The sequence below is a fragment of the Bacillus sanguinis genome, from assembly GCF_018332475.1.
GTDB lineage: Bacteria > Bacillota > Bacilli > Bacillales > Bacillaceae_G > Bacillus_A > Bacillus_A sanguinis.
The window spans coordinates 1-26,381 of sequence record NZ_BOQB01000018.1 but is presented as its reverse complement, the minus strand read 5'-3'; the positions used below and the strand labels follow the sequence as shown (position 1 = coordinate 26,381).

General features: G+C 34.5%; 25 protein-coding genes and 2 pseudogenes. 23 read left to right on the top strand and 4 right to left on the bottom strand.

Features of this window, described 5'->3' with window-relative positions; all coding sequences use genetic code 11:
• The first annotated feature begins 118 nt into the window (after positions 1–118).
• The 20 genes and pseudogenes from KI369_RS02600 (at position 119) to KI369_RS29405 (ending at position 19,795) form a co-directional block, all read left to right on the top strand.
• On the top strand, positions 119–538 hold the full coding sequence (locus KI369_RS02600) for a hypothetical protein (protein ID WP_001216648.1): 420 nt from the start codon (positions 119–121) through the stop codon (positions 536–538).
• Positions 539–604: 66 nt separating this feature from the next.
• Positions 605–955, top strand: coding sequence for a PrgI family protein (locus KI369_RS02595; protein ID WP_001233525.1), 351 nt, complete (start codon positions 605–607; stop codon positions 953–955).
• On the top strand, positions 956–1,870 hold the full coding sequence (locus KI369_RS02590) for a hypothetical protein (RefSeq protein WP_000892011.1): 915 nt from the start codon (positions 956–958) through the stop codon (positions 1,868–1,870). It begins immediately after the preceding gene.
• Positions 1,871–1,872: 2 nt separating this feature from the next.
• Positions 1,873–2,826 (top strand): annotated as a pseudogene (locus tag KI369_RS02585) (putative type IV secretion/conjugal transfer ATPase); the annotation flags it as partial.
• A 733-nt stretch (positions 2,827–3,559) separates the two neighbouring features.
• Positions 3,560–5,392 carry a group II intron reverse transcriptase/maturase gene (gene ltrA / locus KI369_RS02580; RefSeq protein WP_000914978.1) on the top strand — a complete coding sequence of 611 codons (1,833 nt, stop codon included), beginning with the start codon at positions 3,560–3,562 and terminating at the stop codon, positions 5,390–5,392.
• Between the two features lie 116 nt (positions 5,393–5,508).
• Positions 5,509–6,651: pseudogene (locus tag KI369_RS02575) on the top strand (putative type IV secretion/conjugal transfer ATPase); the annotation flags it as partial.
• A 30-nt stretch (positions 6,652–6,681) separates the two neighbouring features.
• The gene (locus tag KI369_RS02570) at positions 6,682–10,662 is read left to right on the top strand and encodes a TrbL/VirB6 family protein (RefSeq protein ID WP_000884607.1); all 3,981 of its coding nucleotides are present in this window, start codon (positions 6,682–6,684) and stop codon (positions 10,660–10,662) included.
• Positions 10,659–12,866, top strand: coding sequence for a lysozyme family protein (locus KI369_RS02565; RefSeq protein ID WP_000081398.1), 2,208 nt, complete (start codon positions 10,659–10,661; stop codon positions 12,864–12,866). Before KI369_RS02570 ends, KI369_RS02565 begins: the two co-directional genes overlap by 4 nt.
• 16 nt (positions 12,867–12,882) lie before the next feature.
• The gene (locus tag KI369_RS02560) at positions 12,883–13,458 is read left to right on the top strand and encodes a hypothetical protein (protein ID WP_002163382.1); all 576 of its coding nucleotides are present in this window, start codon (positions 12,883–12,885) and stop codon (positions 13,456–13,458) included.
• 164 nt (positions 13,459–13,622) lie between these two features.
• Complete coding sequence (locus tag KI369_RS02555) at positions 13,623–14,006, top strand: hypothetical protein (RefSeq protein ID WP_001237722.1); 384 nt, start codon at positions 13,623–13,625, stop codon at positions 14,004–14,006.
• A complete protein-coding gene (locus tag KI369_RS02550; RefSeq protein ID WP_000426065.1) occupies positions 13,997–14,302 on the top strand; it encodes a DUF2325 domain-containing protein in 306 nt (101 codons plus the stop codon). The genes KI369_RS02555 and KI369_RS02550 overlap by 10 nt, the downstream gene beginning before the upstream one ends.
• Before the next feature lie 85 nt (positions 14,303–14,387).
• The gene (locus KI369_RS02545) at positions 14,388–14,672 is read left to right on the top strand and encodes a hypothetical protein (RefSeq protein ID WP_000949089.1); all 285 of its coding nucleotides are present in this window, start codon (positions 14,388–14,390) and stop codon (positions 14,670–14,672) included.
• Between the two features lie 151 nt (positions 14,673–14,823).
• Complete coding sequence (locus tag KI369_RS02540) at positions 14,824–15,507, top strand: hypothetical protein (RefSeq protein ID WP_000784097.1); 684 nt, start codon at positions 14,824–14,826, stop codon at positions 15,505–15,507.
• Between the two features lie 18 nt (positions 15,508–15,525).
• Positions 15,526–16,767, top strand: a complete 1,242-nt coding sequence (locus KI369_RS02535; RefSeq protein WP_000886566.1) for a glutathionylspermidine synthase family protein — start codon at positions 15,526–15,528, stop codon at positions 16,765–16,767.
• 130 nt (positions 16,768–16,897) lie between these two features.
• Positions 16,898–17,152, top strand: coding sequence for a hypothetical protein (locus KI369_RS02530; protein ID WP_001032086.1), 255 nt, complete (start codon positions 16,898–16,900; stop codon positions 17,150–17,152).
• A gap of 192 nt (positions 17,153–17,344) precedes the next feature.
• Positions 17,345–17,737, top strand: coding sequence for a hypothetical protein (locus KI369_RS02525; protein ID WP_000425107.1), 393 nt, complete (start codon positions 17,345–17,347; stop codon positions 17,735–17,737).
• A gap of 49 nt (positions 17,738–17,786) precedes the next feature.
• A complete protein-coding gene (locus tag KI369_RS02520) occupies positions 17,787–18,491 on the top strand; it encodes a CPBP family intramembrane glutamic endopeptidase (protein WP_002020067.1) in 705 nt (234 codons plus the stop codon).
• Between the two features lie 30 nt (positions 18,492–18,521).
• Positions 18,522–19,055, top strand: a complete 534-nt coding sequence (locus KI369_RS02515) for a D-glycero-alpha-D-manno-heptose-1,7-bisphosphate 7-phosphatase (RefSeq protein ID WP_001074762.1) — start codon at positions 18,522–18,524, stop codon at positions 19,053–19,055.
• Positions 19,056–19,193: 138 nt separating this feature from the next.
• Positions 19,194–19,424 carry a hypothetical protein gene (locus KI369_RS02510; protein ID WP_001288776.1) on the top strand — a complete coding sequence of 77 codons (231 nt, stop codon included), beginning with the start codon at positions 19,194–19,196 and terminating at the stop codon, positions 19,422–19,424.
• Between the two features lie 191 nt (positions 19,425–19,615).
• Positions 19,616–19,795 carry a DUF8096 family protein gene (locus KI369_RS29405; protein ID WP_000428650.1) on the top strand — a complete coding sequence of 60 codons (180 nt, stop codon included), beginning with the start codon at positions 19,616–19,618 and terminating at the stop codon, positions 19,793–19,795.
• Positions 19,796–20,053: 258 nt separating this feature from the next.
• Here KI369_RS29405 and KI369_RS02505 read toward each other — a convergent pair whose 3' ends face one another.
• On the bottom strand, positions 20,054–21,199 hold the full coding sequence (locus KI369_RS02505) for a DUF418 domain-containing protein (protein ID WP_001186864.1): 1,146 nt from the start codon (positions 21,197–21,199) through the stop codon (positions 20,054–20,056).
• A gap of 39 nt (positions 21,200–21,238) precedes the next feature.
• The gene (locus KI369_RS02500; protein ID WP_001045585.1) at positions 21,239–21,721 is read right to left on the bottom strand and encodes a thioredoxin family protein; all 483 of its coding nucleotides are present in this window, start codon (positions 21,719–21,721) and stop codon (positions 21,239–21,241) included.
• A 284-nt stretch (positions 21,722–22,005) separates the two neighbouring features.
• On the opposite strand from KI369_RS02500, the gene KI369_RS02495 reads away from it, so the two are divergent.
• From KI369_RS02495 to KI369_RS02485, 3 genes are all read left to right on the top strand, one after another.
• Positions 22,006–22,635, top strand: a complete 630-nt coding sequence (locus KI369_RS02495) for a hypothetical protein (RefSeq protein WP_000181006.1) — start codon at positions 22,006–22,008, stop codon at positions 22,633–22,635.
• 153 nt (positions 22,636–22,788) lie between these two features.
• The gene (locus KI369_RS02490; RefSeq protein ID WP_000210898.1) at positions 22,789–24,111 is read left to right on the top strand and encodes a hypothetical protein; all 1,323 of its coding nucleotides are present in this window, start codon (positions 22,789–22,791) and stop codon (positions 24,109–24,111) included.
• Complete coding sequence (locus KI369_RS02485; RefSeq protein WP_000051204.1) at positions 24,080–25,312, top strand: SIR2 family NAD-dependent protein deacylase; 1,233 nt, start codon at positions 24,080–24,082, stop codon at positions 25,310–25,312. The genes KI369_RS02490 and KI369_RS02485 overlap by 32 nt, the downstream gene beginning before the upstream one ends.
• A 331-nt stretch (positions 25,313–25,643) precedes the next feature.
• On the opposite strand, the gene KI369_RS02480 is transcribed toward KI369_RS02485, so the two are convergent.
• Positions 25,644–25,916, bottom strand: coding sequence for a non-specific DNA-binding protein Hbs (locus KI369_RS02480; protein ID WP_001043947.1), 273 nt, complete (start codon positions 25,914–25,916; stop codon positions 25,644–25,646).
• A 111-nt stretch (positions 25,917–26,027) separates the two neighbouring features.
• Positions 26,028–26,297 (bottom strand): ribbon-helix-helix domain-containing protein, encoded by a 270-nt coding sequence (locus tag KI369_RS02475; protein ID WP_000162598.1) that lies wholly within the window; start codon positions 26,295–26,297, stop codon positions 26,028–26,030.
• Between the last annotated feature and the right edge of the window lie 84 nt (positions 26,298–26,381).

Here is a 26,381-nt window from a genome sequence, read left to right as displayed (position 1 = left end):
CTTTTTAGGCGTAAATAAGGCTTGTTTTTTTAAAATCGTATTGCTATAATATAAACGTAATAAGATTTAACAATAAAATAAAAAATTAATCAGTTCGCATATAAGAGAAGACCTCAATATGCGCCATGTCCTTAGGGGACGTGTGCGTGTATTGGGGTCTTTTTGCGTTTTGCGAGCAAAAACACCCGGAGGTGCAGGAATTATGTTGAATTGGTTGTCTGCAAAACTTATGACAACATCAGTAGGAGATTTTCTACTGGCAAAAAAAAGTTTTGAGGGGGGGCTTACTGGGCACACCAGTGGTGCAGATGCTACCACTGTACAAAAAAGCATGAATACCCTTGTAACAACACTAATTGGTTTTGGTGGTATTTGGGTAGCAGCTTGCGTTGTATTTGCAGCTATTAAACTATCTGGTGCACAAGGTAAAAACCCTGAAAACCGTACACAAGCCATGATTGGTTTAGCGTGTGCAGCAATTGGAGGCTTTGTCATGATCAAAGCATACGACATCGCTTCTTGGGTTACAAAAATTTAACATAAGAGTTTGTAAAAGCTCTCCTCTATTTGGGGAGAGCTTCTCTTATATAAGGGAGGAAACAAAATGAGAAAAGTAACCGTTCCTGTTGATATGACTTCGGAACAAAAAACACTGTTAGGTGTGCTGAGCAAACGCCAATTGATTTATCTATTGGGTGGCGGAGCATCCCTTTATTTATATGTGCCATTCTTATGGCGGTTATTTGCACCTTTTAATGCGGCGGTAGCATTTTTTATTTGCTTAATTTTAGCAATACCAACAGTAGTAGTTGTAATAACGTTTGCTTTTATTTATAAAGAAAAACAACACATGTATCTAGATAAATATTTACTTATCAAAATGCGTAGCCGTTCTGAAAAAGGCAAGTGGAGAAAAGGATACGAGCCAATTACATGGGTAAAGGAGAATTTATAGATGTTAGAAATGATATATTTTGCGTTGGTAGCCATTGTAGGGTTTTTCTTTTATCGGAAAATGAATGGAAAACCGATGTTTGGTTCTAAGAAAAAGGGGAAAAGCCAGGGCGGGTTAGAGAAACGTACTGCTGAAAAAAATGGAAAGAAAAATAAAAAGAATACGCCTGCTGAATCGGAAATTGATGAGGATAATGTTGATTTCTTTCGTGCTTTTATAGAAGACATTAAGGAAGTTGAAAATCATATGATTCGTTATCATGATGACACGTTTATCCTAATCGCGGAGGCACACCCAGTAAACTATTATTTACTTTCCAATGCGGAACAAGAAGCGATTGATATCAAAATTGAATCATGGTTAACCACATTAGAGTTTAATACGAAGGTATATATCCAAAGTAAGTTTGTAGATTTAACAGATCCTGTACGAAAAATGACAGAAACAATGAAAGGTGCGAAGGACCTTACACCAGAGACAGTACTTTATGGGCAAGAAGTTATCGACAACTTAGAGTACTGGCAACGTTCGCAGCCTCGATATGAACAAAAGCGATATTTAATTTATCCATACAAAGTGGATATTAGTACGATTACAGCTGATACAGAGGATGAATTGGAAGAAAAGATTGTAGATAAAGCGTTTAACGAATTATATCGTCGCTATAATGCTTCCCGAAATCTACTATCGAAAGCAAAAATTAGTGTAGAAATGTTAACAAAAGATAAATTAATAGAACTCCAATATGTAGCGTTTAACCGTCGTAAAGCGGTGAAAGCACGTTTCCAAGATTTAATTGAAAATGAGAACTTCTCTCTCTATTCAACTGGTGAAACAAATGAGAGAAAACTAGAGTTAATGAAGAAAGTGCTAGCGGAAGAAAAAGCTGAAAAATCAAATAATGGGGTGGCATAAGTATGAAATTGTTTGGAAAGAAGAAAAAAGAAAAAAAGAAGTTAGAAGCTGAAAAGAATGACGAATTGGAACTAGAGGAGGAAGCGTACGAACAAGAAGAAGTTCCGCCTCAATTAGAAAATCAAACAACTGTGTTTGATGTCATTGCCCCAGAAGGAATGAAAATTGATTCAGAAGACTATGGGGTAATTAAGCAGTCTTTGGGAAGTAATACTTTCTTCCGTCCATTTTATATTCCACGTGATGGATACCCTCGTATGATGCAGACCAATTGGCTGAACATGTTAACTTCAGCTGGAGAGGTTGATGTCATGATTGATATTCATAAAGAGCCAAAAGCAAAAGCGATGCGTTCGTTAGATATGCAGCTGACGATGTTACGTTCGAACCTTTCTTTCCAACGTACACGTGGAAATATTGACCAAGAAAAAGATTTAGATGCAAAAATTCAGGATACAAACAATTTAATGGATGAAATTCAATTTAATGAGAATGACTCTTATATGGTAAGTACCATGGCGGTTGCGTATGCTGACTCAAAGAAAGAATTAGATGTTTTATGTGAGTATATCGAAGATGAAATGCAAGCATCTCACTTTAAAATAGCGAGTACTTGGAATCGTGTGAAGAGTGGCTTGAAAGCAGTTATGCCACTAGGTGCACCAAATACTCTGCAAGATACATATCGCAATATCGATAGACGTGCTCTATGTACATTTGCTCCCTTTGTATCAGGTTCCGGAAGATTTAACGGTGGTATACCAATAGGAAAGAACAAAATTACTGGCCAAGTAGAATTTTTAAATTCATTTGGTAACGCAGATTATCGTCCACCAAACTATAACATTGGTGTGACAGGGATTTCAGGTTCCGGTAAAAGTTTACTCTTAAAAATGAAGCTAGCTCGTGAAACATCACTTGCAGATACACATGCGATGATCATAGATCCCGAGGGTGGTGCGACACGTTCCTAAGTGAAAAGCTTAGGCATTGTCGAACTTACAGTTCAACAGTGAACTGTCATTCCAAGAAGTCAAATGATAGGGTAACGCCTTGAAGGGCTTCCTTTAATACTCCGACATGCAGTGAAGTTAGCAAGAACTGAACTGTATGAAGCTCGGTGAAGTCGGTTGAGAGTTACCGTAATCCTATAGGATACGAAAGTCACTCAGAGGTGGGTGGTGTAACCTATAAACCGGAAGTCTATAAATTACCTATGGTTAGTATGCACTATGAACCAATAGAGTATGGTATGTGCGGACGAATCTCTGATGGTACGGGTCTATATCGGAAGTAAGTCGAAAGGCTTACTGACACAATTAGTGTCGCTACTGTGGATGAGTAAAACTCGCCTTTATGAAAGTCCATATATTGTTACAGGCAATATCAAGGTAGCAGGCTCATAGGAGAAACCTAACGGTATATGCACAGATAGGAATGACGGAACGTGGTAAGCTGTCAACACTGAGGGCTTGCTTCCGATGAAGTGGTTCTAGGGAAAACAATTGTAAATTGTATAACCTAGGTTTATGACAGTGAAAGTGGTGGCACAGTACCTATGAAACGTGTAATGAACGTGGAGGGATAGCCACTAGTCGATTGAAAACTGACTGTTACTTATGGTTGACATGGTTTCGAGTAAGACTAAAGAGATGTAAACCTCCAGTAAATAAGGGGAGGTTACAGCCCATGTTAAAGAAAACTAAACTAAGGCACAGTGAATATTACGACATGCAAAGAAAGTATGATGAGTTATATTCTAATAGCCTTAATGGTAACAATTTCTATAAATTAATTGATATTATCGGTTCGGAAGAAAATATTAGATTAGCATACCGCAACATCAAAACTAATAAGGGGAGTAACACGGCTGGAGTTGACAATTTAACCATTAAAGATATTTGGCACCTAAACGATACAAAGATTATTCATGAAGTTAGGAAACGATTAAATAACTATCAACCACAAGCAGTTAAAAGAGTCCTTATCCCAAAAGAGGGCAGTGATAAGAAGCGACCCCTGGGGATTCCAACAATTTGGGACAGATTAGTACAACAATCTATCCTCCAAGTATTGGAACCTATTTGTGAAGCTAAGTTTCATAACCATAGTTATGGATTTAGACCGAACAGAAGTACACACCATGCACTAAGTAGAGTTGTAAGTCTTATTAACATAGGTCACCAACACTACTGTGTTGATATTGACATTAAGGGGTTCTTTGATAATGTATGCCACAAAAAGCTATTAAGGCAAATGTGGACTCTGGGAATAAGAGACAAATCACTTCTATGTGTTATTTCAAAAATCCTTAAATCTGAGATAGAAGGAGAGGGTATTCCCAATAAGGGTACTCCGCAAGGAGGAATTATTTCTCCTTTACTTTCCAACATTGTTCTAAATGAACTTGATTGGTGGATAAGTAGCCAATGGGAAACCTACAAACCTCACAGAATCTCTACTCGGCATTTAGGGTTTCGACAATATGCTAGGAAGTACACGAATCTAAAATGTGGTTATGTAGTGAGATACGCGGATGACTTCAAAATAATGTGTCGGACTTATGATGAAGCACAACGCTTTTATCATGCGACAGTTGATTTTCTCAAATCCCGCTTGGGATTAGAAATTAACCCCAAAAAGTCCAAAGTGGTTAATCTCAAGAAAAACTCGTCAGTTTTCCTTGGATTCAAAATCAAAGTGGTTAAACAAGGTAAAGCTAAATTTGGATATATTGCAAAAACCAGTATGTCCGACAAAGCTATTACAAAAGCTAAAAGACAACTAAAAGAACGAATCAAAGGAATTCAAAAGGAGCCCACTTCAGAGAAAGTTACTCAATTTAATTCAACCCTTCTTGGTATACAAAATTACTTTAAATATGCGGTTACAATTTACATGGATTTAACGGAGGTAAATTACTCTCTGCGAAGAGTCATAAGAACCAGACTTAGAAACAATATGAAGCACATGAAGTTCTGTGAAACATCTGTGAATTTTAAAAGGAAGACCAAAGGAATACAACCTAACACTAAGATTTACGTTGTACAGAACACTCCACTCTTACCAGTTACAGGAATACATCATAAAAACCCGTGGAATTTTTCGCAGGTTATCTGTAACTATACGGAAACGGGGCGTAATAAAGTACATAGTAATCTTAAGGCAATACCTAAGGATGTTCTCAACCAAGTTATGAGGACTTATTCGAAGAATAAAAGTATTGAGTACAACGATAATAGGATATCAAAATACGTTGCTCAATATGGTAAGTGTTATGTAACTGGTGAGGAAATTGGTATTGAACGTGTTCATTGTCATCACATTGTTCCCATTAAACAAGGTGGGGATGACAAGTACAACAACTTGGTAATTGTAGATTGGTTTATACACAAACTGATTCACATGACGAATCTTAATAAGATTACACATTACCTTCGGTCTTTTAAACTTAACAAGAAACAAATGGATAAACTGAATGTGCTAAGAACTAAAGCTGGAAATGAACCGATAGTAACATAATTTGATTTTAAAGTCAGTTGGAAACGATGGAACGCCGTATGCTAGGAAACTAGCACGTACGGTGTGAGGTGGGGGAAAAGGTGGAGATTACATCAAAGCCTTACCTATCATCATAATTCGTAAAAATCACCAAACGATTAGGTGGTATTAACTTAAATATTTCACCAGAAAGTAATATCATTATTAATCCTTGTGCAATTGCAGTAACAGAACTTCAGATTACGGATAAAGATGAAGAGCTAGAAGCGCTTGAACAATATGACAAGAAAGAACTCGTAGAGCGTGATGGCGTGAAGTATGTAAGATTTGTGCCTATTTTAGAGAAAATCAATGAAATACTAGGATTCTTTGACATTATTATTCGCGGACAAGATTTTGATCAACCAGGATTAAATGTATTCCAGCGCACAATGTTAGAAGATGCAATTCGTGAAGTATTCGATAAACATGGTATTACTTCTCATCCCTCATCTTTATATAAAGATGAAGTGAAGAAGGTGGATGGACAATTAATTCAGTCTCAAGTGAGAAAGCCGGAGCCAGAGTTAAAAGAAATTTATGATGTAATAGTAGAAAACCATGGAGACGATGTGAAAGCAGAAGAGTTAATTGCTGCGATTCGTCCGTTTTTACGTGATGGCTCAAAACCATTATTTGATGGACAAAGTAATTTTGGACGCGGTGTAGAAACACAGTTAAATGAATCACGTGTTGTTAACTTTAATATTAGTCATTTAGAAGAGGGCTTCTTAAAACCGATCGCCTTCCACGTTATCTTGAACTATATTTGGGAGCATTGGATTAAGAGTCCAGAACACGCTATCAAACGAAAAGTGTTATATGTGGATGAGATGTGGCAGTTTATCGATTATGAACAAACTGTTAACTTCTTAGAAAAAGTAGCACGTCGTTCACGTAAAAGAAATGCCGGTATGTGTTGGGCAAGTCAGGACTTTGTTCGTATTTTGGAAAATGTGAAAGCGCGTGGTATCTTGCAATCTACTTTCTCTTATTTCTTCTTAGAGCAAAATAAGATTGATAAGAAAAAAATCCAAGAGAACTTTAACTTAACTGCTGGGGAGCTTGACATTATTCTCAACAATCCAGGGAAAGGTGAAGGGATTTTCCGCATAGGAGATAGTTCAGTTTGGATTCAAACAGATCCATCAGATAAAGAAATGATGTTCATTGAATCCAATGAAGCCGTACTGCAAGAGCTTTTAAATAACATGAAGAAAGTACAAGGGTACGCAGGATAATAGCGTACCTTTGAAAAGGAAGGTGAAATTATGCTTGATAAGATAATAGGATGGGTCGGCGGCTTAATTGTTTCTATGGTCAAGACCTTTCTTTCTCCAATCTATAAATTAATTGATACTATCCCCGATTTAATTTTTGGTGGGGATAGTGCAAAATTAAATTTTTTATTTAAAGACGACACAGCTGGGAGTGTATTAAATACGGGATTACCAGTCATGTTTAAATTTGCAGCCTTTTTAGTCTTAGTCAGTGCTGTAATTGCTGGTGCAAAGTATTCAGCTGCTGCTATTAATCCAACAAATCGAACATATATCATTGAATATGCGAAGGATTTAATGATCGTTTCTATTTGTATATGGCATCTAGATTTCTTCTATAACATTATATTTGATATGAATACTTGGGTAGCATCGGAGTTTAAAAGAGCAATAGGAGAACAATCGCTAGATGTTTTTAAACCAGGTCAGACAATTGCCGAATTGTCTATGGATAAAAATAAGGATGATTATTTATTTCAAATTTTTGCGATGTTGATTGAAGTTGGATTGTCACTTTGGGCAAACTTCTTCTATTTAATGCGAGCGGTATCTCTATATATTTTGATGTTAATGGGACCGATTATGGTTGGTATGTGGTTATTTCCTCAAAAGAAACAACAAACTCTATATTGGATGCGTGAATTTGTTGGTACAGTACTCATCCAAGGTATCCATGCGATTACTATATGGTTGATTTTTGTACTAGTAGGCAAATCAGATAATACCATTATTAAATTAATCTTATTTGCTATGTTTATTCCTATAGGTGAAATTGTAAAAGGGTTCATTGGTTTAAGTACAAATACGGCGGGAGCGGTAAATAGAGCAGGTACGATGCTTGGAATGGGAGCCTTAGCAAGTATGGCAGGTATCGTTAAAGGGATACGTGATGACCATCGTAGTAATAAAGAGAAGACAAAAGCTAGAAAAGAAGGTGAGGAAGATAAAAAAGAAGATGCTGATAACCCTAAAAACGCGTTGGGAGCCAATTTAGGGACAGATGTAGGTACAACATCTCGTGCAGCTCGTATGTTAAAAGCAGGTCAAATTGGAAGCATGGTTGGAAAAGCAACGGGCGGACTCGCGGGGTTAGCAATGGGTGCAGGACTTGGACCAGAAGGAATGGCAGTAGGAACATTTGCTGGAAGTAAAGCAGGTGGAGTTCCTGGTGCAGTAACAGGAAGAACATTGGCAGCTGGACTTGAAGGAGTTACTAGTGCTGGGAAGCATATTGGTTCTAGTGTGAAGAAAGGTCTAGATACGTATAAAGGGTTAAATGGAGAACAATATCCAGAGTTAACAGATGAAGATATTGCACAAGACTTAGCTACGAAAGATTTTGAAAATTGGAAAGCTGATAATCCTGATTCTGCAGTTGCGAGCCGTTTAAAACAAGCATTCCCTGGTGCATCTGATGCAGAGATTGCAAAAAAAGTAGCAAAAACAAATAGTGATCAAATGTCTCATTTCAAAAATCAGCGAAAACAAGATTTACAAAATATGAAGAAAAATGCTACACCATATGGAAACGCTAGAGATTTAGTTAACGCTGCAACTAACGCATTCCAAAAAGGATATGAGGCAGACCATAAAGATGCGTTTATGAGTCAATTACCAGAAAACATGTCAGCGGAAGAGAAAGAGAAAAAATGGAATGACCATCTAAACTCAAAAGTTCAGGGATTTAGAAATCATGCAGAACAAGCGGCAATAAAAGCTGGAGCAATGCCAGTTGATGCGAAAGATAAGCAAGGCAACAACCTGTTTGATAAGTCTTATGTAAATAAAGATGCCTTTGCTTCTCAACTTGCACTTGGAAAAGTTGGGAAAGCGGTTGAAGGAGTAAAGGGAGAAACACTAGAGAGTGGCCATCAAAATATGGGACAAGTAGACTCACTTGTGGGTGCGTCCACTGCTGCATTTAAAAAGGCATATACAGCAGATCATAAGGCTGGATTCATGAAGCAATTCCCTGCAGATGTACCACAACAAGAAAAAGAGGCTGCATGGAACAAACACTTGAGTCAAAAAGTGCAAGGATTTAAAAATCATGCACAGAAAGCTGCAGAACAAGCAGGGATTGTGCAACAAAAAGATGGGACTAGCTATGCTAATAAGGAAGCTTTTGCTTCTCAGCTATCGCAACAATTACAAAACAATCCAAATATAAATGCAATGGGTGTATCTAGTGTATCTGGCATTCAAAAAGCGGTAAATGGTGTAAAAACACATAGTTTAGCAAATGGATATGGAAACCAGAAACAAAAAGGTGTAAGTAATGTTGGGAATTTAGTACAAGCATCTACAGAATCCTTTAAACAAGGATATGCAGCAGAGAACAAAGCAAACTTTATGAAAAACTTGTCTCCAACTATGTCTCAAGCGCAAAAAGTAGAAGCTTGGCAGTCTCACTTGAATGATAAAGGGAATGAATTTAAAGCAGTCGCTCAGCAAGCAGCGGTACAAGCGGGTGCGATGCCCGTACAGGCAAAAGATACGAGTGGTAAGAGTCTACATAATCAATCGTATATTAATAAAGATGCCTTTGCTTCGCAATTGACGAAAGGTTTACAAAGTCATGCTAGTCTTGGAACAGTGAGTCAACAAGTAGGTTCTGGAATTACTAGTGCGATTCAAAGTGTTCGTTCACACGGTGTTGCGACAGGTGGTGCAATCAATAAAGCTGTGTTTGCAGCTACGCAAACGCAAGCGAGTATGGCACGTGCTGGAAATCTGTCTGTTTCTGAAATTGAGCGCTCGTATGCGGATGCATCAGCTAGTGTAGCAAATATTTCGCAAAGTGCTGGGAAAATGACGATTCCAACTTCAGCAGTGGGACGTATGACACAGCAAAGTAAGATGATTGGTGTAAGTATGATGGAAGGTGCCAAACATCTCGTGCATACAAAAGGTATGGAAAATATATCACAAGCATACTTTAATGCATCTAGTGCTGTTCAGCAGGCTGGTGGAAATGCAGTACAAAGAGTGATGAGTGGAACTGCAGCTGCCGTTCATACTTCATTAGGAGGTAATGCAGCAGAACGCCATTACAATGTGACAAAAGGATTAAGCTATGCAGCAGGTGTAATTGGTGGTGCAGGTGCTTACCAAGCTACTGCACGTATGGTAAGTAAACATAATCCATATAATAAAGCAGTTCAAACAGAAGCAAAAGAAATTCAAGAGATTAAGGGAATGGTACCAACAATAACAGATGCGACTGGAAGACAATCAGTTGCTCAAGGTGCAGTACGTCTTGTTACGACAAATAATAAATCATGGATTGAAGCGAAAGATTCCAGTGGAATGACACAAGTTGTATCTCGTTATGGTAGTGGTGATAGTAGCATTCGTTCGGGACAAGTTGTATATCAAGACTTAAATATTTCGGATGGACAATTAACGCAGTACCGTAATGGTATGAAAGCAACACCAGCATATATTCAAGATTCTAGTGGTGGGAAAATTAGTATCAATCGTTCTATCAATATTAATCCAAACCAATTAGTAGGAAATCAAAATCAAAGACCTTTACAACAAAAACCAGTATTTAGTGAACCGCCACTTACAGTAAGTCATAAGGTAGACAATGGTCACTTCTATATGTCTGATTTAGACCAGGGGGGATACCAGAATGTGCAAATGGTGGTAGAAAGAGATCGTAGTTATATGGTTGCGACAACTACAGACGGTACAGTGTCACGTATTTCTCCGTTCGGAAAAGGAGATACACGATTACAAGCAAACCAAAGAATTGAAAGGGTTTGTGAAGTGAAAGATAGCAGTATTAAACCGAGAGAAGAAATCCTAGTAACTCATACACAGGACGAAGTTGTACGTACAGAGACACATTTGAATTTATCAGAACATGACCCACAAAACCTGATTCCATTTGCGCCAAACCCTCGCTTAGCACAGCGAAGAAGTAGAAATAATGAAAATGGAAAGTATGGAGTGACAAGTCTATGAGTCAAAATCCTAACGATCCAAATAACCAGAAGAAAAGTAACCCTTTAAAAGATGCGACATCTCACTTTATTAAGAAAAAAGGGATGCAGGCAAGCGGGAAAATGGCAAAAATGGCAGGAAAAGCAGGAAGAGCGGCAGCGAAAGCTGCTGCCAAACTGCTAAGAGCTGGTATAGTGAAAATTGTCGGAGCTATCGTGGGAGCAGTAGGATTGCCTGTTGCTCTCATTATGGCTCTTATTATTACTGTATGTGTGATTCTAGCATCTTTTGTACCATTTACCGATGATGAGAGTAAAACAGAAGAGCAAGTCAAAAAGTATATGGAAATTTCAATGGCACTAAACGTAGACTGGAAAGAGGTCGTCGCTTTTGACATGGCTCGGTATGATAATGATTTGACTGGAAAAGATCCGCATGATGCTATATCATATTTCTTGGATATCCAATATGAAGAATATACGGAAAAAGAGGTATGTGAGGCAGGGCCGAATGGTCCTTGTGAAAAAAAGAAAAAGGAGATGCAAAAAACCAAATCTGAAAGTTATTCCGGACCAGATGTAAAAAAGATATTGGGAGATACAGATTTTAAGAAAAAAATAGATGAAATTAATGCAAGTGGTAGTAAAAAAGTAACAGTTTCTTCTCATGGATTAGAAAAAGCGATGGAGCTTGCAAAATTTAGTGAGAGTCAAAAAGATCGTGCGCGTGAGATATTAGCAGCAGGAATGTTAGAAGGAATGTATGGACATCTGGCACCTTCTAGTAATTTTGTTGGTGGTATGTGTGTAGGTAATGTGAGCCCTGGCGGAGAACCTGTTAACCTTAATGCAAAAGTTACAGGATACCTTCCTAAAATTAAAGAAATGGCAGAAAAACATGGTGTAGCTCAATATGTTGGTGTTTTGGCTGCCCAAATGATGCAGGAATCACAAGGAGAGGGAAGTGACCCGATGCAAGCTGCAGAAGGGCATTATGGAGACTTAAGTTCATCTTGTATAGGTCTAAAAGGAAGTGCTCGTATAGGGTGTATTAAAGACCCCAATATTTCTATTGAAGCAGGCGTACAAGAATTTAAAGATGTTTTAGCGAAGGCAAATGGAGATATAGCACTTGCCTTACAGAGTTATAATTACGGTCCTGGATTCATTAGTTATGCATTAGCAAAAGGTGGATATTCAGAAGAAACAGCTATTGCGTTTTCTAGGGAGCATGCTGGTGAAAATCCAGCAGGTTGTTCTGATCCTAATAACTTCCGAACCAAAGTTGGAGCGTGTTATGGAGATTACACTTACGTTTCCAAAGTTTTGAAATATTATAAAGATTTAGGTTGTGTAGAATCTGGAGATGGAGAATGGATTTCCGATAAAGGTTGGAAATGGCCAACGAAATCAGGGCGTATTACAGATACATTTGATGCAGTTCGTGGTGGAAAGCAACATAATGCTGTAGATATTGGAGCTATGACCGCTGGAAAAGCTGGAGACCCCGTGTGGTCAATGGAAGCAGGTATTGTAGTCCAAGCAGGTAATGTAAATGGTGGAGGTCTAGGTGTTTATGTAGACCATGGAAATGGTATTGTATCTCGTTACTTACATTTGAGTAAAATATCAATTGCACAAGGAACCATGGTGACGAAAGGACAAATTATTGGAGAGATGGGTGGTTCTAACTATGATAAAAACACTGGTTTCCTTAATATGAATGGCTACGCTGTTCATTTAGATTTCCAAATTCGTATTAACGACCAACCAACGGATCCAATGAAATTCTTTAAGAAAAATGATGATCCAGGACTATCATCTGGTGGTTCTCCTATTATGACGAATGACAAACGACAAAAAGTATTAGCAGAAGCGAAAAAATGGCTTGGTCAAGGAAAAGTGAGATATGTCTTAGGGGATCGTAATCCGCCAGGAGGTACTTCAGATTGCTCAGGATTTACTCAGTATGTATTTAGAACAAGTATAGGTGTACAACTTGGAGATTGGACTGGTGCTCAAGTCGGACAAGGAAAACAAGTGCCAGACATCAATCATGCGCAACCAGGGGATCTAATTTTCTATGAAAATCCAGGGCATGTTGCGATTTATATGGGGAATCAAAAAATGATTCATATTGGTGATAATAAGGGTGTACAAATTACAGGTCTAAACTATACGGCAAGAGGACAACATATGACACAAATCCGTAATGTTATAGACTGATAAGGGATGAGAGTAGATGCAGAAAATAATCAACATTTTATCTAATATGCCTCGTAAATACTTGGTCATATTGGGGATTATCGTACTAGTGGCAGGTGTTGCCACCTATAATACCATTCATGATTATATGCTGAAATCACAAGTGCAAGAGGAAGAGCAAGTAAATCAAGATGAAATCGAGATGCTTGGAGATAAACCAAAGAGATTTGATACAAAAGAAGAAGAATATATTGCAAAAACAAAAACAGTAGAGGATTTACTACGAAAAATTTCTAATAGTAGTTATGATGTTCCATATTTGTTTACAAAGGCTGGATTTGGTATTGAACCAATGAAAATGACAAGTAATGAACGTATGCTTGCTACAGAAGCTGTTCAAAGATATTTCCTAAATGGAGATAAGTTTTACAATGCACGTATTACCAAAATTGACCGCGGGAAAAAAGTAGATACATTTCATATAGAGGTTTTAATACAACAGGTAAACTTCTTGGAACCACGACAATTTAAAATTCAGGTAAATCAATATGCGCAAATTGTAACACCAATTGAACAAATACCGCATGGACAAGAAGAAGTTCCTGTGGATTAACTGAAAGATAAGGGTTGTGAATAAAAATCACAGCCCTTATTAAAAAATATAAAGAGTACCTAAAAATATTTATTGAATATTCTTAATTTTCTGATATAATAAAGTTATGGTTAAATGGAATTTGTATATATTAGTGAAATGATATAGATGTGGAGGTAAAAAGAATGAGATTATTATTTGGAACCGCAGCAAACTATTTTGCAGGATATTCTTCTGGAAGAGGCTCGGGACTTTTAGGGACAATATTTGGGTGGGCTTTATTAGTAGGTAGTGGATACCTGTTGATAACAAATTGGGATAGTATCACAGTTTGGATGCACAGTTTAGATATTGTAACAGGATTAGATGGTTATGAAGACATGAGCAATGGATTTATATTCATCTGCTTGCTTGTAAGTGGTTTTATTTTCATGCTATTGTTACCAGTCTTTGCAATTGTATTAATAGTGGGTGTGGTATTCCTGAATATTGTCATTTGTACAATTGTATTATTAGTATCACCAAGTACATATAAAAAAAATAAAGATGTGGAGAGTGAATGGAAATGAGTACAATTCTAGTTTTAGGTGGTTCAAATGGTAGAACATTAGAGAAGTTAGCGAAAAAAAGAGATTGTCAGGTGATTTTTCACGACGGAAAAAATCATGGTGGTGTAAAGAAAACATTTCGTAGTGTTATAAAAAAATGTGATGTTATTGTAGTGCAGAAAGGTGCATGTGGTCATGTGTCTATTGATGTAGCAAAAGAGTACGCAAAGAAGTATGATGTCCCGCTTTTATTTAATCAGGGTTTTGGAGGAACAGGCGCGTTAGAGATTGGGTTAAAGCATTTGCAAGTAGCATAAGTTTAAGTGGTATAGGGATTTATTTAGATTGTATAATCATATAATCCTTATATAAAATTATAAAGTTGATATTGGAGGAATCGAAATGCTATCAATACCAGAACAAAGTGTTAAATGCTTTTTGAATGCTGATTTAAATGGACAATTAGAATTAGATACGAAAGAATCACAAGTTGCTCTCTATATGTTTTCTGTCGAGGGGATTTACTATCCTGTTAATAAAGATAATATACTAGCCTACTTTTATGATGAGTTTTTTGACGAATACTTAGTAATAAAAAAGGGGTTTTATAGTGATTGTAATTGGAAACATCCTGATAAAAAATTTTGGGAAGTTCAACATGAATGGGATTTAATTAATCCTTTATAAGTTAAACAAGTATAGGACAAGATTTAATGTATTTATAACTATATATGGTTAGTGATAATGATGGCAGCAGAGAATCTTGAAAAGCAAAGGTGCTACTGTAATTGATTTTGAACTCACCATACGGATGAAAAATATAGGAGGCTCTTTAGTTATGAAAATGAGTAATAAAAAATTTATGAAAATCGCGGCAAACCTTGGAATTTCAACAGTTTTATTAACGGGATGTGTAGGAGATCTCGAAGAAGATAATTCACTAGCAATTGACCAAGACACAACTGATAAAGAGGAGACGCAAAAACAATGTACTTCTAATCAAATAAATGATAATGAGTGTTTTGAAGAGATGCCAACTACAGGACCAATTAAGCACGAAGACAAACAGGATAATCCAAGTGTAGAGCATGATAATGGTTGGAGTTCGGCTTTAGTTCCGTTTGCTGCAGGGGCAGCTGGCATGATGTTGATTAATTCATTAAATAAGAAAAATCCAGGACAAATTAATAATAATACCAACCATACATATAGACCACCAATGACACAAAGACCGTTACCAGAAGTTCCAAAAGAAAAAGAGAAGGAAAAAGGGAGAGGGACAAGTACAAGTACTACTACCACAAGTGGTGGAGGTGCAAATAAGCAAACAAATAATTCTGCTTCTACAAATAAAAATGAATCAAAAGATAAAGTTAATTTAAATAAAAGTGACTCGAATAAAAGTAACGTACCATCTCCGAAAACAAGTAATCCAACACAATCATCAAAACCATCTTCAACAAGTAAGGTTACCAGTGGATCTAGTGGCATCGGAAATGCAAAAGCACCAGCTGGATCTTAATTTATAGGAGGAGAAAAAATGTTAGACAATCAACAGCAACAAGAATATATGAAAAAATGGTTTGCTTTATCTGAGCAAGCTTGTACACGTGGTTTTACTTGGTCAAGCTTATTAGAGAATAATGAATGGTGTCAGTATATGTCTACTGGTATCAAAAGAATCAGAAAAGAGGAATATAATAATATTATAGAAGCAACTGAATTAGTAAAAATCATTTTTCAAAAGGTTTATAAATATTTACTAGAAAGTCACGAGGGTTTTTTACAATTAAAATTACCCACCGAATTATGGGAAGTGACTAGAACAAATTATGATGTTTTATTTTCATATTTCACTAGGTTTGATTTCATTGTTGCAAACGATGAAATCAAACTAATAGAAATTAATGCAGACACACCCACCGGCTATTTGGAGCCATCTGTAGCTAATCAAGTTTTATGTGATCATCATCAAGTTATAAATCCAAACTGCATAGAAGAGAAGCTAGAAACAACGTGGCATAAAATCATTTCTGATTATGAATTGAATCCTCATGATGTTATACATTTCACTAGTTATGATTGGCATGAAGAAGATTATCAAACGGTAAAATTTATTCAACAATATTGTCCGCAGCCAAGTGATTATGTGGGGATACAAAGTATTATCGTTGCAGACGATGGGTTATATACACCAGATGGCGTTAAAATAGAATATTTGTATCGATTATATCCACTAGAGTACTTATTAGAAGATAAGGACTATAGCGGAAAATCAATTGGCCTTATGTTTTTAGACCATATTGCACAGGGGAGAGTGAAAATTATTAATCCTCCTTCAGCATTCTTAATTCAAAATAAAGGTGTACTAGCTCTTATATGGCAACTTCACGAGCAAAATAAATGGTTTACAGAAAAAGAACATAAAATTATCGAAAAGTACTTTTTACCAACTTATTTCTCAAAGGACAAATTTGAAGAAAATGATATAGATTATGTGAAAAAAGCGACATTTGGAAGGGAAGGCGGTGGGGTTTCCATCATCAATGAAGGGAAAGAAGTAGCTGCAGATAAAACGCCTTACTACGAGCAACAACATAAAATTTATCAAAAGTATATTGAAATGCCGGACTGCACTATAGATACGTGGGATGGAGATTATACAGGTAAATTATTAATAGGGTCACATTTAATTGGTGGAGAACCAGCGGGATTATTTTTAAGAGTAGGTGAAAGGATTACCGGTAATTTATCAATGTTTATTGGAATTTCCACAGAATAAATTCAATTTAATACAATTTGAGTTTTGTGTAGAAAGGGAGGTGAAGAAAAGTGATCATATTCCTCTGTACGAGGATTTAAAAGAAGTTTAAAAAAGCATTATTTGAGAAGAAAAAATGGAGGGATGAATTATGAATAAATTTCAAACTATGAAAGACTTGAAAGAAGAATTTGGGAGCAATGTTTTATCTTCGTTTCTTATTTTAATTGGTGCAATTATCAGTATTATTTTTGGTAATGTAACTAAGGATTTGTTTGATACTAATGTCTCTGTGTGGCTATATATTATAGCATGTTATGTAGTTCCTTTTATTTTCATGGTATTAGAATTTTGGTTAGTTGCAAGAACGAAACGAATTGTTAAGGAAATGAACAATTTACAATAAAAAAACATTTAAAGATGGTAGGGAGAATGACAATGACTAAAGGTTTTACAGTAGAAGAAACGTTAATGGCTATTAGTAATTTAACGATTTTTCTATATATAGCAGTAGTTATATATTGTTTCTCTCGGTTATCGCACCTTAAACAATAATAAAATGGTTTCGTATTATTAGGAAGTGAAAGGATTTGATGTTATGGAAATGGAAAAGTTCAATGCAAAAGCATTCTTTATATTTATTGGCATAATCTTAATACTCAGTATCGGTGCTAGATTTGCTCAGGAATTTAGGGCGGAACAAGATAAGAATCATGAGATAAGGATGGAACAAACTAGGAGTAACGTGAAAGTTGCAGAGGAAATGGTTGCGAAAAAATTAAATACAGATAATAAATATTCTCGAATGACTGCTGTACCAGGAGATCTGCTGAATCGAAATTACTGGATAACTAAAGAGTTAGTATCAGAAATAAAAAAAGATGGGGAAGAATACCGAATCTACTTTGAAACAAAAAGAGTCAGCAATAGTGAAGGGGATTTTGTTATGTATAAACCTACAGGTATAAATAAAATTCTTAAAGAAGAGTAGATAATACTATTTCGATTTAAAATTCGAATAATATAAAATTTGCAGGTAAATGAAAGGTGAATATAGTAAAATGAATCATAGTAATTTACATAAATCAGGTTATGTTATACTCATCTACTTTGTAATGACTCAACTTGTTGGGATTATAGGAGTACAATTGCTAGCTAAGACAGGTTGGTATGATATTAAGGGAAATCAACAGCAAGCAATTCAGCAACTACTTGTTCATTGGGAACTAATAGGGTTTTCACTCATATTAATATTCATTTATCTTATATATAAGAAAGAAACGATGAATGATTCAAAGTTATCGATTAAATTATCAAGAGTATTATTCGGTTGGATTTTAATAGGAATAGTTGCAGTATTCTTTGCACAGACAATTGGTAGTATTTTGGATACGAGTATATTTCACTTAACTACACAATCAGTAAATACATCAAGTAATATTGAATCTGTAGCAATTTCTCCTCTTGCTCTTTTATCAATTGTAATTCTTGCTCCACTAGTTGAGGAGCTTGTATTTCGTTACGCGGCCATAAATATATTAAGCCGTAAATTCAATAAAATTGTGTGTATATTAGTTAGTGCATTGTTTTTCTCTATCATGCATTTTGATTTTCCTTTTGTATTTGGATATTTTCTAATTGGACTTGTACTTGCGGCAATATATGTACGTACTAATAGGTTACTAGTATCATTTGTCGTTCATGCTACTATGAACTTAATAATTGTTATACTTCAGATTTTTTAATAGAAAATTTGTAGGTAAGGAGAGAGTAACTTGGCTAAAAAAAAGGCAATATTTTTAGACCGTGATGGGGTCATTAATCAAGTACTTACAGATCGTGTTAGATTTGTAAATAAACCAGAAGATATTTACCTGCTACCTGGTGCAGCTGACGCAATTGCTATATTTAATAGAAAGGGATATATGGTCCTAGTAACAACAAATCAAGCGGGCGTCGGATTGGGTTATATGACTCAAGAAGAGCTCTTAGAAATACATGAACATATGCAAGAAAAATTAATTAATGAAAACGTCGATGCTCATATACATGAATTTGTTGCCTGTATCCATCGGCCAAAAGATGGGTGTCCCTGTAGAAAACCAGAGGCTGGTATGCTGCTGCAGTTAGCTCAAAGGCACGATATTGATTTAGCGAGTAGTTATATGATTGGTGACCAAGAAACCGATATATGTGCAGGGAAGAAGGCTGGAACAAGAACAATTCGAATTGCTGATTCTTTGGAGGAAACACAAGCGAATTATAAATTTCCTTCTTTGCTTAATGTAGCACTTGAAAACATTTTTTAATATTTTTTATGAAGGTAAAATTTTAACAAGTGGTGATTAGTAACAATAAAGATGTTTAATTCCACTGGTCGAAAAATAAAGCAATGCATTAAAATAATAATTTTAGATATATAAATAGATATAAGGAGGTATTTTACAATGAGTGAATTTCAATCAGGAAAAAGAGAAGGGTATATTTATGGTTATATATTTCTTTCGGGAAATAAAGGGTTGGTTTTAGATGAAGGTTCAAACGAGTATCCAATAGAATTAGCAGAATTACTAATCAATGGAGAATTTGTTTTAATGGAAAACTTAACGGTAGATTTATTGAGAAGAAAAAATCTATACGGTTCTAAAGCAAGGATTAAGGAAAGTTTTATTTCATAGTTCGTAAAGTACTATATTATTTTTAAACATTTTTTGCATGAAGTTAGCTCTCATTTTAATTGTGGGAGCTTTTTCTATAGGGTTCTGCTGGGACAAACATCCTTTAAAAAATAAAAAGCATCCACTATGCGGACACTTCGTGTTATTATGGTTTAGCTATACTAATTCAAATTGCTATGTGGGTGAAACGAATGGAAAATAAACAACCTGAACAACACTACGATCTAAGTAAAATATACACATACAAAGAGCTGCCAGATAAGATTAGCGGCCGTTGCGATAACTGTGGCAATACCGCGTTCAAGAGTTCCGTTAAAGATTTCATCTTTCTAAGAGAATGTCGTCAATGTGGTATGAAGAAAATTATTTAGCCCTGTTAGGGCTTTTTTTATTGGCTCTTATATCCAAAAATGCCGTTTACTAAATAATATTATTATCTAATACATAAGTATTAAAGCTTTGTTAAAATACATATTTTAATAAAGAAAAGACACCTAAGGTGCCTTCCTCTGACTTGAACCACTTTAATTTTAATAACATCATTTTACAATCACAAATATATCTTTAATCTTTCATATGATATTTTATCATTTTTTTCAGTCAATTGCATGAAACTGGTGAAAAATAGGTTATTTTTTGTAAATGCCTTTTCTCCATATCCATTCAATGGGACCATAGCGAAAATATTTACTCCAAATTTTGCTGAATATAATTTGCGCAAAGATAATTAAAATCCCGAAGATACATAATTGCCAGTAATATACCTGTGAGACATCTTTAAAGTTCAACGAAAGAATGACAAGAGTTAGTATACTTTGGCTAATGTAATTCGTTAAAGCATACTTGCCTACGTTCATAAAGGGTTGCAGCTGCTCTATATATTTTTTATTCTCACAAACCCTAAGTAGAGTACAAACATAGAATATAGCTAGCGTTTTCCCTCCAAATAGAATCCATAGTTTAATATCCTGAGAGTAATAGACATCCGTTTTTATAAAATAGTAGATAATAGGACAAGAGAGAAGACATGAAATGCATAACGAACTCCACTGGATAAATCTAATTTCCTTTATTAATTCCGGTACCCTTTTAAAAATATCTTTCTTACCAGCCCATAAACCAATTAAGAACAAGCCTATATATTCCGGAATTCCTATTAGTAATTGTTGAAATTCCTCGATTATTAAAAAGAACAGACGAGCTTTTACTTGTTGTGAATAATGTGTAAATAGATTTACAGTGTGATTGGTAGTGTTGCCTGTAAACATATATTGATAGTAACTAGGTACGGCAGAAATAGAAGAACTTGCTTGTATAAATAAAATAGCATGTAGTGTATAGCTAACAAATAGAGAGATGCAGCCAACTATAAAGATAAGCTTTGTAGATCGCTTATAAAAGAACAATAGGATAAAACCAGCTAAGGCATATGCGTGTAGAATATCTCCATACCATAGAAAGATAAAGTGGAGTAAACCAAAGAGTAGCAAAATACACAATCTACGGCTAAATAGCTTATATATAGAATATCCTTTTGCTTCCGCGTTTTTTATAAAGATAAAAAATCCTACCCCAAATAAGAATGCAAAAATAGTATAGAATTTTGCTTGTATAAACAAATCTATTAAAAAACGAATCCCTTTATCTGTACCGGAATAACCGGCCTGGTTAAAGGGATCTAGTCCCGTCATAGTAGGTAGATTAGAAAATAGGATACATAGTATGGCTATACCTCTTATTGCGTCTAAAGAATAAATACGGGCGTTTTGTTGCATGTAAATTCCCCTTTCTTAAAAAGAAAAACGAGCACTATATTAACTAGCGCTCGAATTACGTCTCGCAAAGAATCCGTCATATGTAGCAGCTGACACTGCACCTTCTAGGCGTTCAATTTCTTCACCTCTGTTATAAGCTACAACAACTGGAGTGCCAGGAATATCGAACTCTTGAAAGGCACTTTGATTTTCTGGCGTAGAGATATCAATACGATAGATGGTTCTATCATGCTTTTTTGACATACTATTGATATCTGGTGCTGCCTTTTTACAATAATGACAAGTTGGTTGATAGTAGTACGCAATAAACTCTTCATGGGATTGTATTTTTTGCTTTAATTCTTCTTTTGAAATATCTTTAATATTTTCGGGCGATCCTTTTGTTTCTGCAGCTGATACAATTGTTTTGTTTGGTGTTACAGTCTCTGGGTTAACAGATTCATTTTTAGTTAAAGTAAAGATAGCGATACAAGCAACGCATAATGTAGTAACAATTGCTCCAATTTTGTAGACTTTATTCATAGTAAATTCCTCCTTAAAGTAAAAAAAAGGACAAACCTCGCCCGAGTTAACTGGGCGTAAGGTTTGTCCTTCACGCTACGTACAATAGAGTATAAACAATGGAAACAAATTTTCTACTTATATTTTAACATATAATCCATATAAAATACTATATAAATTTTCAACAAAAGCACTAGATTATAAAATTTCACGTACCATATTATTTTTAAACCTATTTACAAAGTAAACAGTACATAGTACAATTCAGTAAGCATCTATTTACTTTGTAAACGGGAGGGTCTGTAATGACAAATTTTATTGATCTGGAAGAACTTGCATTAATCCTAAAAATTAATAGCTCAGAGATTGTAGAAAGAATCGTTAAACAATATACGATGGATTCAAAAGATATTATGGATAGATTTGAAATTAGTAAACAAAGATTGTTAGCTTTAAAAAAGCAAGGTGTACTTAAAGAAATAAAAAAAGGTATATTTATAATACCGGATGCTGAGGAAATGCGAAAAAAACAAGTTGAAGAAAAAAGATTACAGAAGTATTCTAACTACGATTTAACGCCAGCATATAAAAAAATAGAGGAAGATATCTTGATAGTGAATAAACTACGCTTCTTTGATTGCCTAACAATGGTAAATAAAAGTGAAGATTCCATGAAATATAATAAGCACTTAGAAAGTACCTTACACTCAATTTATGAAATCTTTAAAGATGGTGGAGTCCTTTACTTTACATTACATAAAGGATTTGATGAGGTCGAAAATTTGCAAGAGCTAAAAGAGTTAGAAATTATACAAAGGAAGTTTACTAAGAATGAATTTATAAAATTTCTAGAATCGGTTGAAATGAGGATTTTGGGAATACAAAAAGTCTTAGGATTCGTTTCTATCTTAAATAATTTAAAAACATTAAAGTAATATTATAATGCATATCATGCTTCCGTTGAGTATTAAACAATTGATGGTTTACAAAAAAATATAGTATGTAAAGTAACTGGTACAGGATCTGTCTTTAGTGATATGTACTTAAAATAAGGATATTTATATAACAATAAATAGAAGGTGAATTAAGTGACGACAAATTATGTATTTACTGGCCACAAGTTTTTGGAATTTGTAGACTCTTCTAAGATTATAGAAGAAGCGAATGAAAAATTAAGTTCTTCTATAAAAATTGAAGATAAAAAGAAATTGAGTACGTATTTTGAAGAAGTAATTAGAAATAATCCTAAAGATAGGTATTTACTTAACACTATATTTTTTGAGCATATAATGTACAGTAGATTAAGAAATATTTTTGTAGATAGATTTAATGTTACAGATAACACGTTAGAGGTTTCGACTTTTAACATGAAAGTAAAGCGAATTCTAGAAAGTTTTAATAACGAAACAAGAATACCGCAAGCACTACTCTCTAAAATGAATGATGGTAAGTATTATTTAATGGATATGTTAGACATAAAGGCTTTAGGTACTAAATTTATTGCAGGCTATGACTATACTACTAATGGAGATAAGGTGAAAACTGCTAGATTTATATTTGTTCAAGTTGTACCTAGAGGAACAAGGATAGGATACTTTATAGCGGGAATAGATATTAATTTCGAAAATGGTACTTGTTTAACAATGATTCGAAATTTAACTGACATAAAAGATATTGAGAATGAAAAAGAGGCAGAATCTAAAAAAAATGATGAGAATAATCAATATGATGATTATCCAAAATCTTTTAATCGCTTGTATTCAACTGTTAAAAATTTGATAGTTGAACCTTTAATTAATTTAGAAAGTATAGATGTGAAGTCAGATAGGAAAGGAATGTATAATTTATGTTCCAATCTTTTACATAATCTATTAGGAGACATCCATGAAGAAGTTTTAAAAGCTACAGAAGAAGAGGTAAAGGATAGCGTCCAAACTATTCTTAGAAAACTATTCCCAAATGATAGTGCATTTATTAAAACTAATACTGCTCCGCTTGGAATGAAAATACAATCGATGTTATGTTCTGCGTTTATAAGCAAAAAGTATAAAACAAAGGATATAGTAAAAATAGCAAAACAGATACCTCTAAAAGGGTATCCAACAAGAATAAAATTTATTTCCAGTAAATTTAGTAAAGGGGCTGCACAATCCGGAGGATCTAAAATTCCTGTTGCCTATACAGATTTATTTCATAGCCTCTATACTGAATTTGAAAAATCATCTGATTTAGAAGAATGGTCTATTTCTTGGTTTTTAGATTTTAGAAATACTAACCCAGATAATTGTTTGGTTTCACAGACTACAATTTATGCTAAGCAGACATCCTTTAGAATAGTATTTTTACAGAAAAAATCACTAGGCAAGGAGTTTATATATCATGTCATTGGAGAACTTAATCATTACCGCTAAACAGGAATTACTCAAGTCGCAAGAAGAGGTTTTAAGTTTACTTGAAACTTTAATTAACACAGTTAATATGCAACCTTTCTCAAAAGAAGATCTTTATCATGCAAAATTAAACGAAAAAGAAATAAACTTTCTTGTGAAACACTTATTACAAGAAAGTTTATTTGAAAAAAGTTATGCCTATGAATGTCTAAAACATGAAGAACATGATGTTGTAGAAGATTTAAACGAAGATTGTGAGTTCTGTGAGCAGAAAATCCATGAAAGTCCATCCCATTTTATTAAAGAAATATTTGAATTAAGAGAGGAGTTTATACAGATGGTAAATTCTAAACAAGAGGAAATGCTAACAAAGTATTTGCAAGAGGAATATATGGATAACTACTTGTTATTGAAAGAAAATGTCGATAAGATAGTCCCATTTTTAGGAGCAGGCGTCTCAAAGCCACTTGGTCTTCCGGATTGGTATGGATTAATTTGGGGTATGAAAGAAAAGCTTCATACAGCAATAGATAAAGAGTACTGTGAAGGTTTAATTAATAGTGGTGATTTCCTAGGTGCTGTAGATACAATACTTGAGTATTCACCAACTTTAAATACTGAGGATAAAATAAAAACATATATAACGAATAAAATAGACAGCGATTTTAATAATCAAGTAGATGAAAGTAAGCATAACATTAGGGATATTATGAATTTGGCTTCTAGTTTTATACTGACTACAAATTATGATAATGCATTAGATGTATATAGGAATAAAGAGAAGGACGGTTATAGTTCTCCTAAGATAATCGAAGATATAGAAAATCTACAGAATCATTTAAATAAAGGTAAAAAGCAAGTTGTTCATTTTCACGGTATGGCAGAAAGGCCTAAAACAATGGTTGTTACGAAAAATGATTATAATGATTTGTATACGGATCGAAAAACAAAAGACTTCCTAAATGGAATTATGTCTGGTAAATTCTTGTTGTTTATTGGATTTTCTTTTAAAGATGTATATTTTAAGGAAATATATAGGGACATTCACAATAGCATAGGCGGTCAGCACTTTATTATTGTGCCTAATTTACATCCCCGTGAGAATAAACAATTATCTCATAGGGGATTAACACCAATTGGTATAAAAGTTCCAACCGAAAGTGATAAGTTTCAGCAAGGCATGGTGGATGCTATTAAATATATAATAAATAGCATCATATAATATATGATAAAAAATCGCCAAATATAAGTTGTAATCCATCTATTCATCTAGTAACGTAAAAAAAGACACTATAGAAAGTGTCTTTTTTTACGTTGACATACTATGAAAGAAAATGTAGTGATTAATCATAATTTGTTGGATGCTTCTTGGTTAAATCTAGTATAACATTAAAACAAACATTTATACATGCAAATTTACATATATTAAGATTTTATCAAATCAGGAGAGTCATCTCAAATACTATTAGGAAAATTAAATTTTTCTATATCTAAAACTAAGTTAGTCTCATTAGGGTCTGATATGAATATCAAACCCTTTTCATTATATGTAATTATTTCACTGCATCTTTTAATTCTTTTCCAGCCTTAAAAGCAGGTACTTTTGAAGCAGCGATTTGCATTTCTTCACCTGTTTGTGGGTTACGTCCTGTACGTGCAGATCTTTCGCGAACCTCAAATGTACCAAATCCAAGAATCTGAACTTTCTCCTCACTTGCTAGTGCCGTTGTAATTGTATCTAATACAGCTTGTGTTGCTGCAGCTGCATCTTTTTGTGTAAGTTCTGCTTTTTCTGCTACTACTTTTGTTAATTCAGTCTTATTCATTTTCTACACCTCGTTATATGTAATTAGGTGACTATTATAACGTGCCTATACTTTTGATGCAATTAGTACTATACCCATAGATTGTTTCTTAGCAGTCTAGATAAAACCATGTTAGTCCTTCTTTAGACTATTTAAAATATAATCTGTGAGTTCACTACTATTAAGCCCTTTTTGCTCTTTTAATTCGTTCATTTCACTAATGAAAGCATTAGTAGAATTAGACTGAAAGAGTAATAACAGTGAAACTGCCTGGTCTAATAGTCTTGTTTTAGGTATATTTGTATCCTCTTTAAGTTTTTCTAATCTTTCATTCAAATCATTGGCTAATGTTGTAGATAATTGTTTTCTATTCACTACTTTATAATGTTTCTTTTTAGTCATATTGAACACCCTTTAACTTTTTCATATTTATATAATAGCATTACTATAGAGTTTCTATCAATTTAATTAAACAACAATAAACTT

Excerpts from the sequence above, each read along its gene's own strand:
- KI369_RS02600 (WP_001216648.1), top strand. The coding sequence starts at position 119 with ATGCGCCATGTCCTTAGGGGACGTGTGCGTGTATTGGGGTCTTTTTGC.
- KI369_RS02595 (WP_001233525.1), top strand. The coding sequence starts at position 605 with ATGAGAAAAGTAACCGTTCCTGTTGATATGACTTCGGAACAAAAAACA.
- KI369_RS02590 (WP_000892011.1), top strand. The coding sequence starts at position 956 with ATGTTAGAAATGATATATTTTGCGTTGGTAGCCATTGTAGGGTTTTTC.
- ltrA (WP_000914978.1), top strand. The coding sequence starts at position 3,560 with ATGTTAAAGAAAACTAAACTAAGGCACAGTGAATATTACGACATGCAA.
- KI369_RS02570 (WP_000884607.1), top strand. The coding sequence starts at position 6,682 with ATGCTTGATAAGATAATAGGATGGGTCGGCGGCTTAATTGTTTCTATG.
- KI369_RS02565 (WP_000081398.1), top strand. The coding sequence starts at position 10,659 with ATGAGTCAAAATCCTAACGATCCAAATAACCAGAAGAAAAGTAACCCT.
- KI369_RS02560 (WP_002163382.1), top strand. The coding sequence starts at position 12,883 with ATGCAGAAAATAATCAACATTTTATCTAATATGCCTCGTAAATACTTG.
- KI369_RS02555 (WP_001237722.1), top strand. The coding sequence starts at position 13,623 with ATGAGATTATTATTTGGAACCGCAGCAAACTATTTTGCAGGATATTCT.
- KI369_RS02550 (WP_000426065.1), top strand. The coding sequence starts at position 13,997 with ATGGAAATGAGTACAATTCTAGTTTTAGGTGGTTCAAATGGTAGAACA.
- KI369_RS02545 (WP_000949089.1), top strand. The coding sequence starts at position 14,388 with ATGCTATCAATACCAGAACAAAGTGTTAAATGCTTTTTGAATGCTGAT.
- KI369_RS02540 (WP_000784097.1), top strand. The coding sequence starts at position 14,824 with ATGAAAATGAGTAATAAAAAATTTATGAAAATCGCGGCAAACCTTGGA.
- KI369_RS02535 (WP_000886566.1), top strand. The coding sequence starts at position 15,526 with ATGTTAGACAATCAACAGCAACAAGAATATATGAAAAAATGGTTTGCT.
- KI369_RS02530 (WP_001032086.1), top strand. The coding sequence starts at position 16,898 with ATGAATAAATTTCAAACTATGAAAGACTTGAAAGAAGAATTTGGGAGC.
- KI369_RS02525 (WP_000425107.1), top strand. The coding sequence starts at position 17,345 with ATGGAAATGGAAAAGTTCAATGCAAAAGCATTCTTTATATTTATTGGC.
- KI369_RS02520 (WP_002020067.1), top strand. The coding sequence starts at position 17,787 with ATGAAAGGTGAATATAGTAAAATGAATCATAGTAATTTACATAAATCA.
- KI369_RS02510 (WP_001288776.1), top strand. The coding sequence starts at position 19,194 with ATGAGTGAATTTCAATCAGGAAAAAGAGAAGGGTATATTTATGGTTAT.
- KI369_RS29405 (WP_000428650.1), top strand. The coding sequence starts at position 19,616 with ATGGAAAATAAACAACCTGAACAACACTACGATCTAAGTAAAATATAC.
- KI369_RS02505 (WP_001186864.1), bottom strand. The coding sequence starts at position 21,199 with ATGCAACAAAACGCCCGTATTTATTCTTTAGACGCAATAAGAGGTATA.
- KI369_RS02500 (WP_001045585.1), bottom strand. The coding sequence starts at position 21,721 with ATGAATAAAGTCTACAAAATTGGAGCAATTGTTACTACATTATGCGTT.
- KI369_RS02495 (WP_000181006.1), top strand. The coding sequence starts at position 22,006 with ATGACAAATTTTATTGATCTGGAAGAACTTGCATTAATCCTAAAAATT.
- KI369_RS02485 (WP_000051204.1), top strand. The coding sequence starts at position 24,080 with ATGTCATTGGAGAACTTAATCATTACCGCTAAACAGGAATTACTCAAG.
- KI369_RS02480 (WP_001043947.1), bottom strand. The coding sequence starts at position 25,916 with ATGAATAAGACTGAATTAACAAAAGTAGTAGCAGAAAAAGCAGAACTT.
- KI369_RS02475 (WP_000162598.1), bottom strand. The coding sequence starts at position 26,297 with ATGACTAAAAAGAAACATTATAAAGTAGTGAATAGAAAACAATTATCT.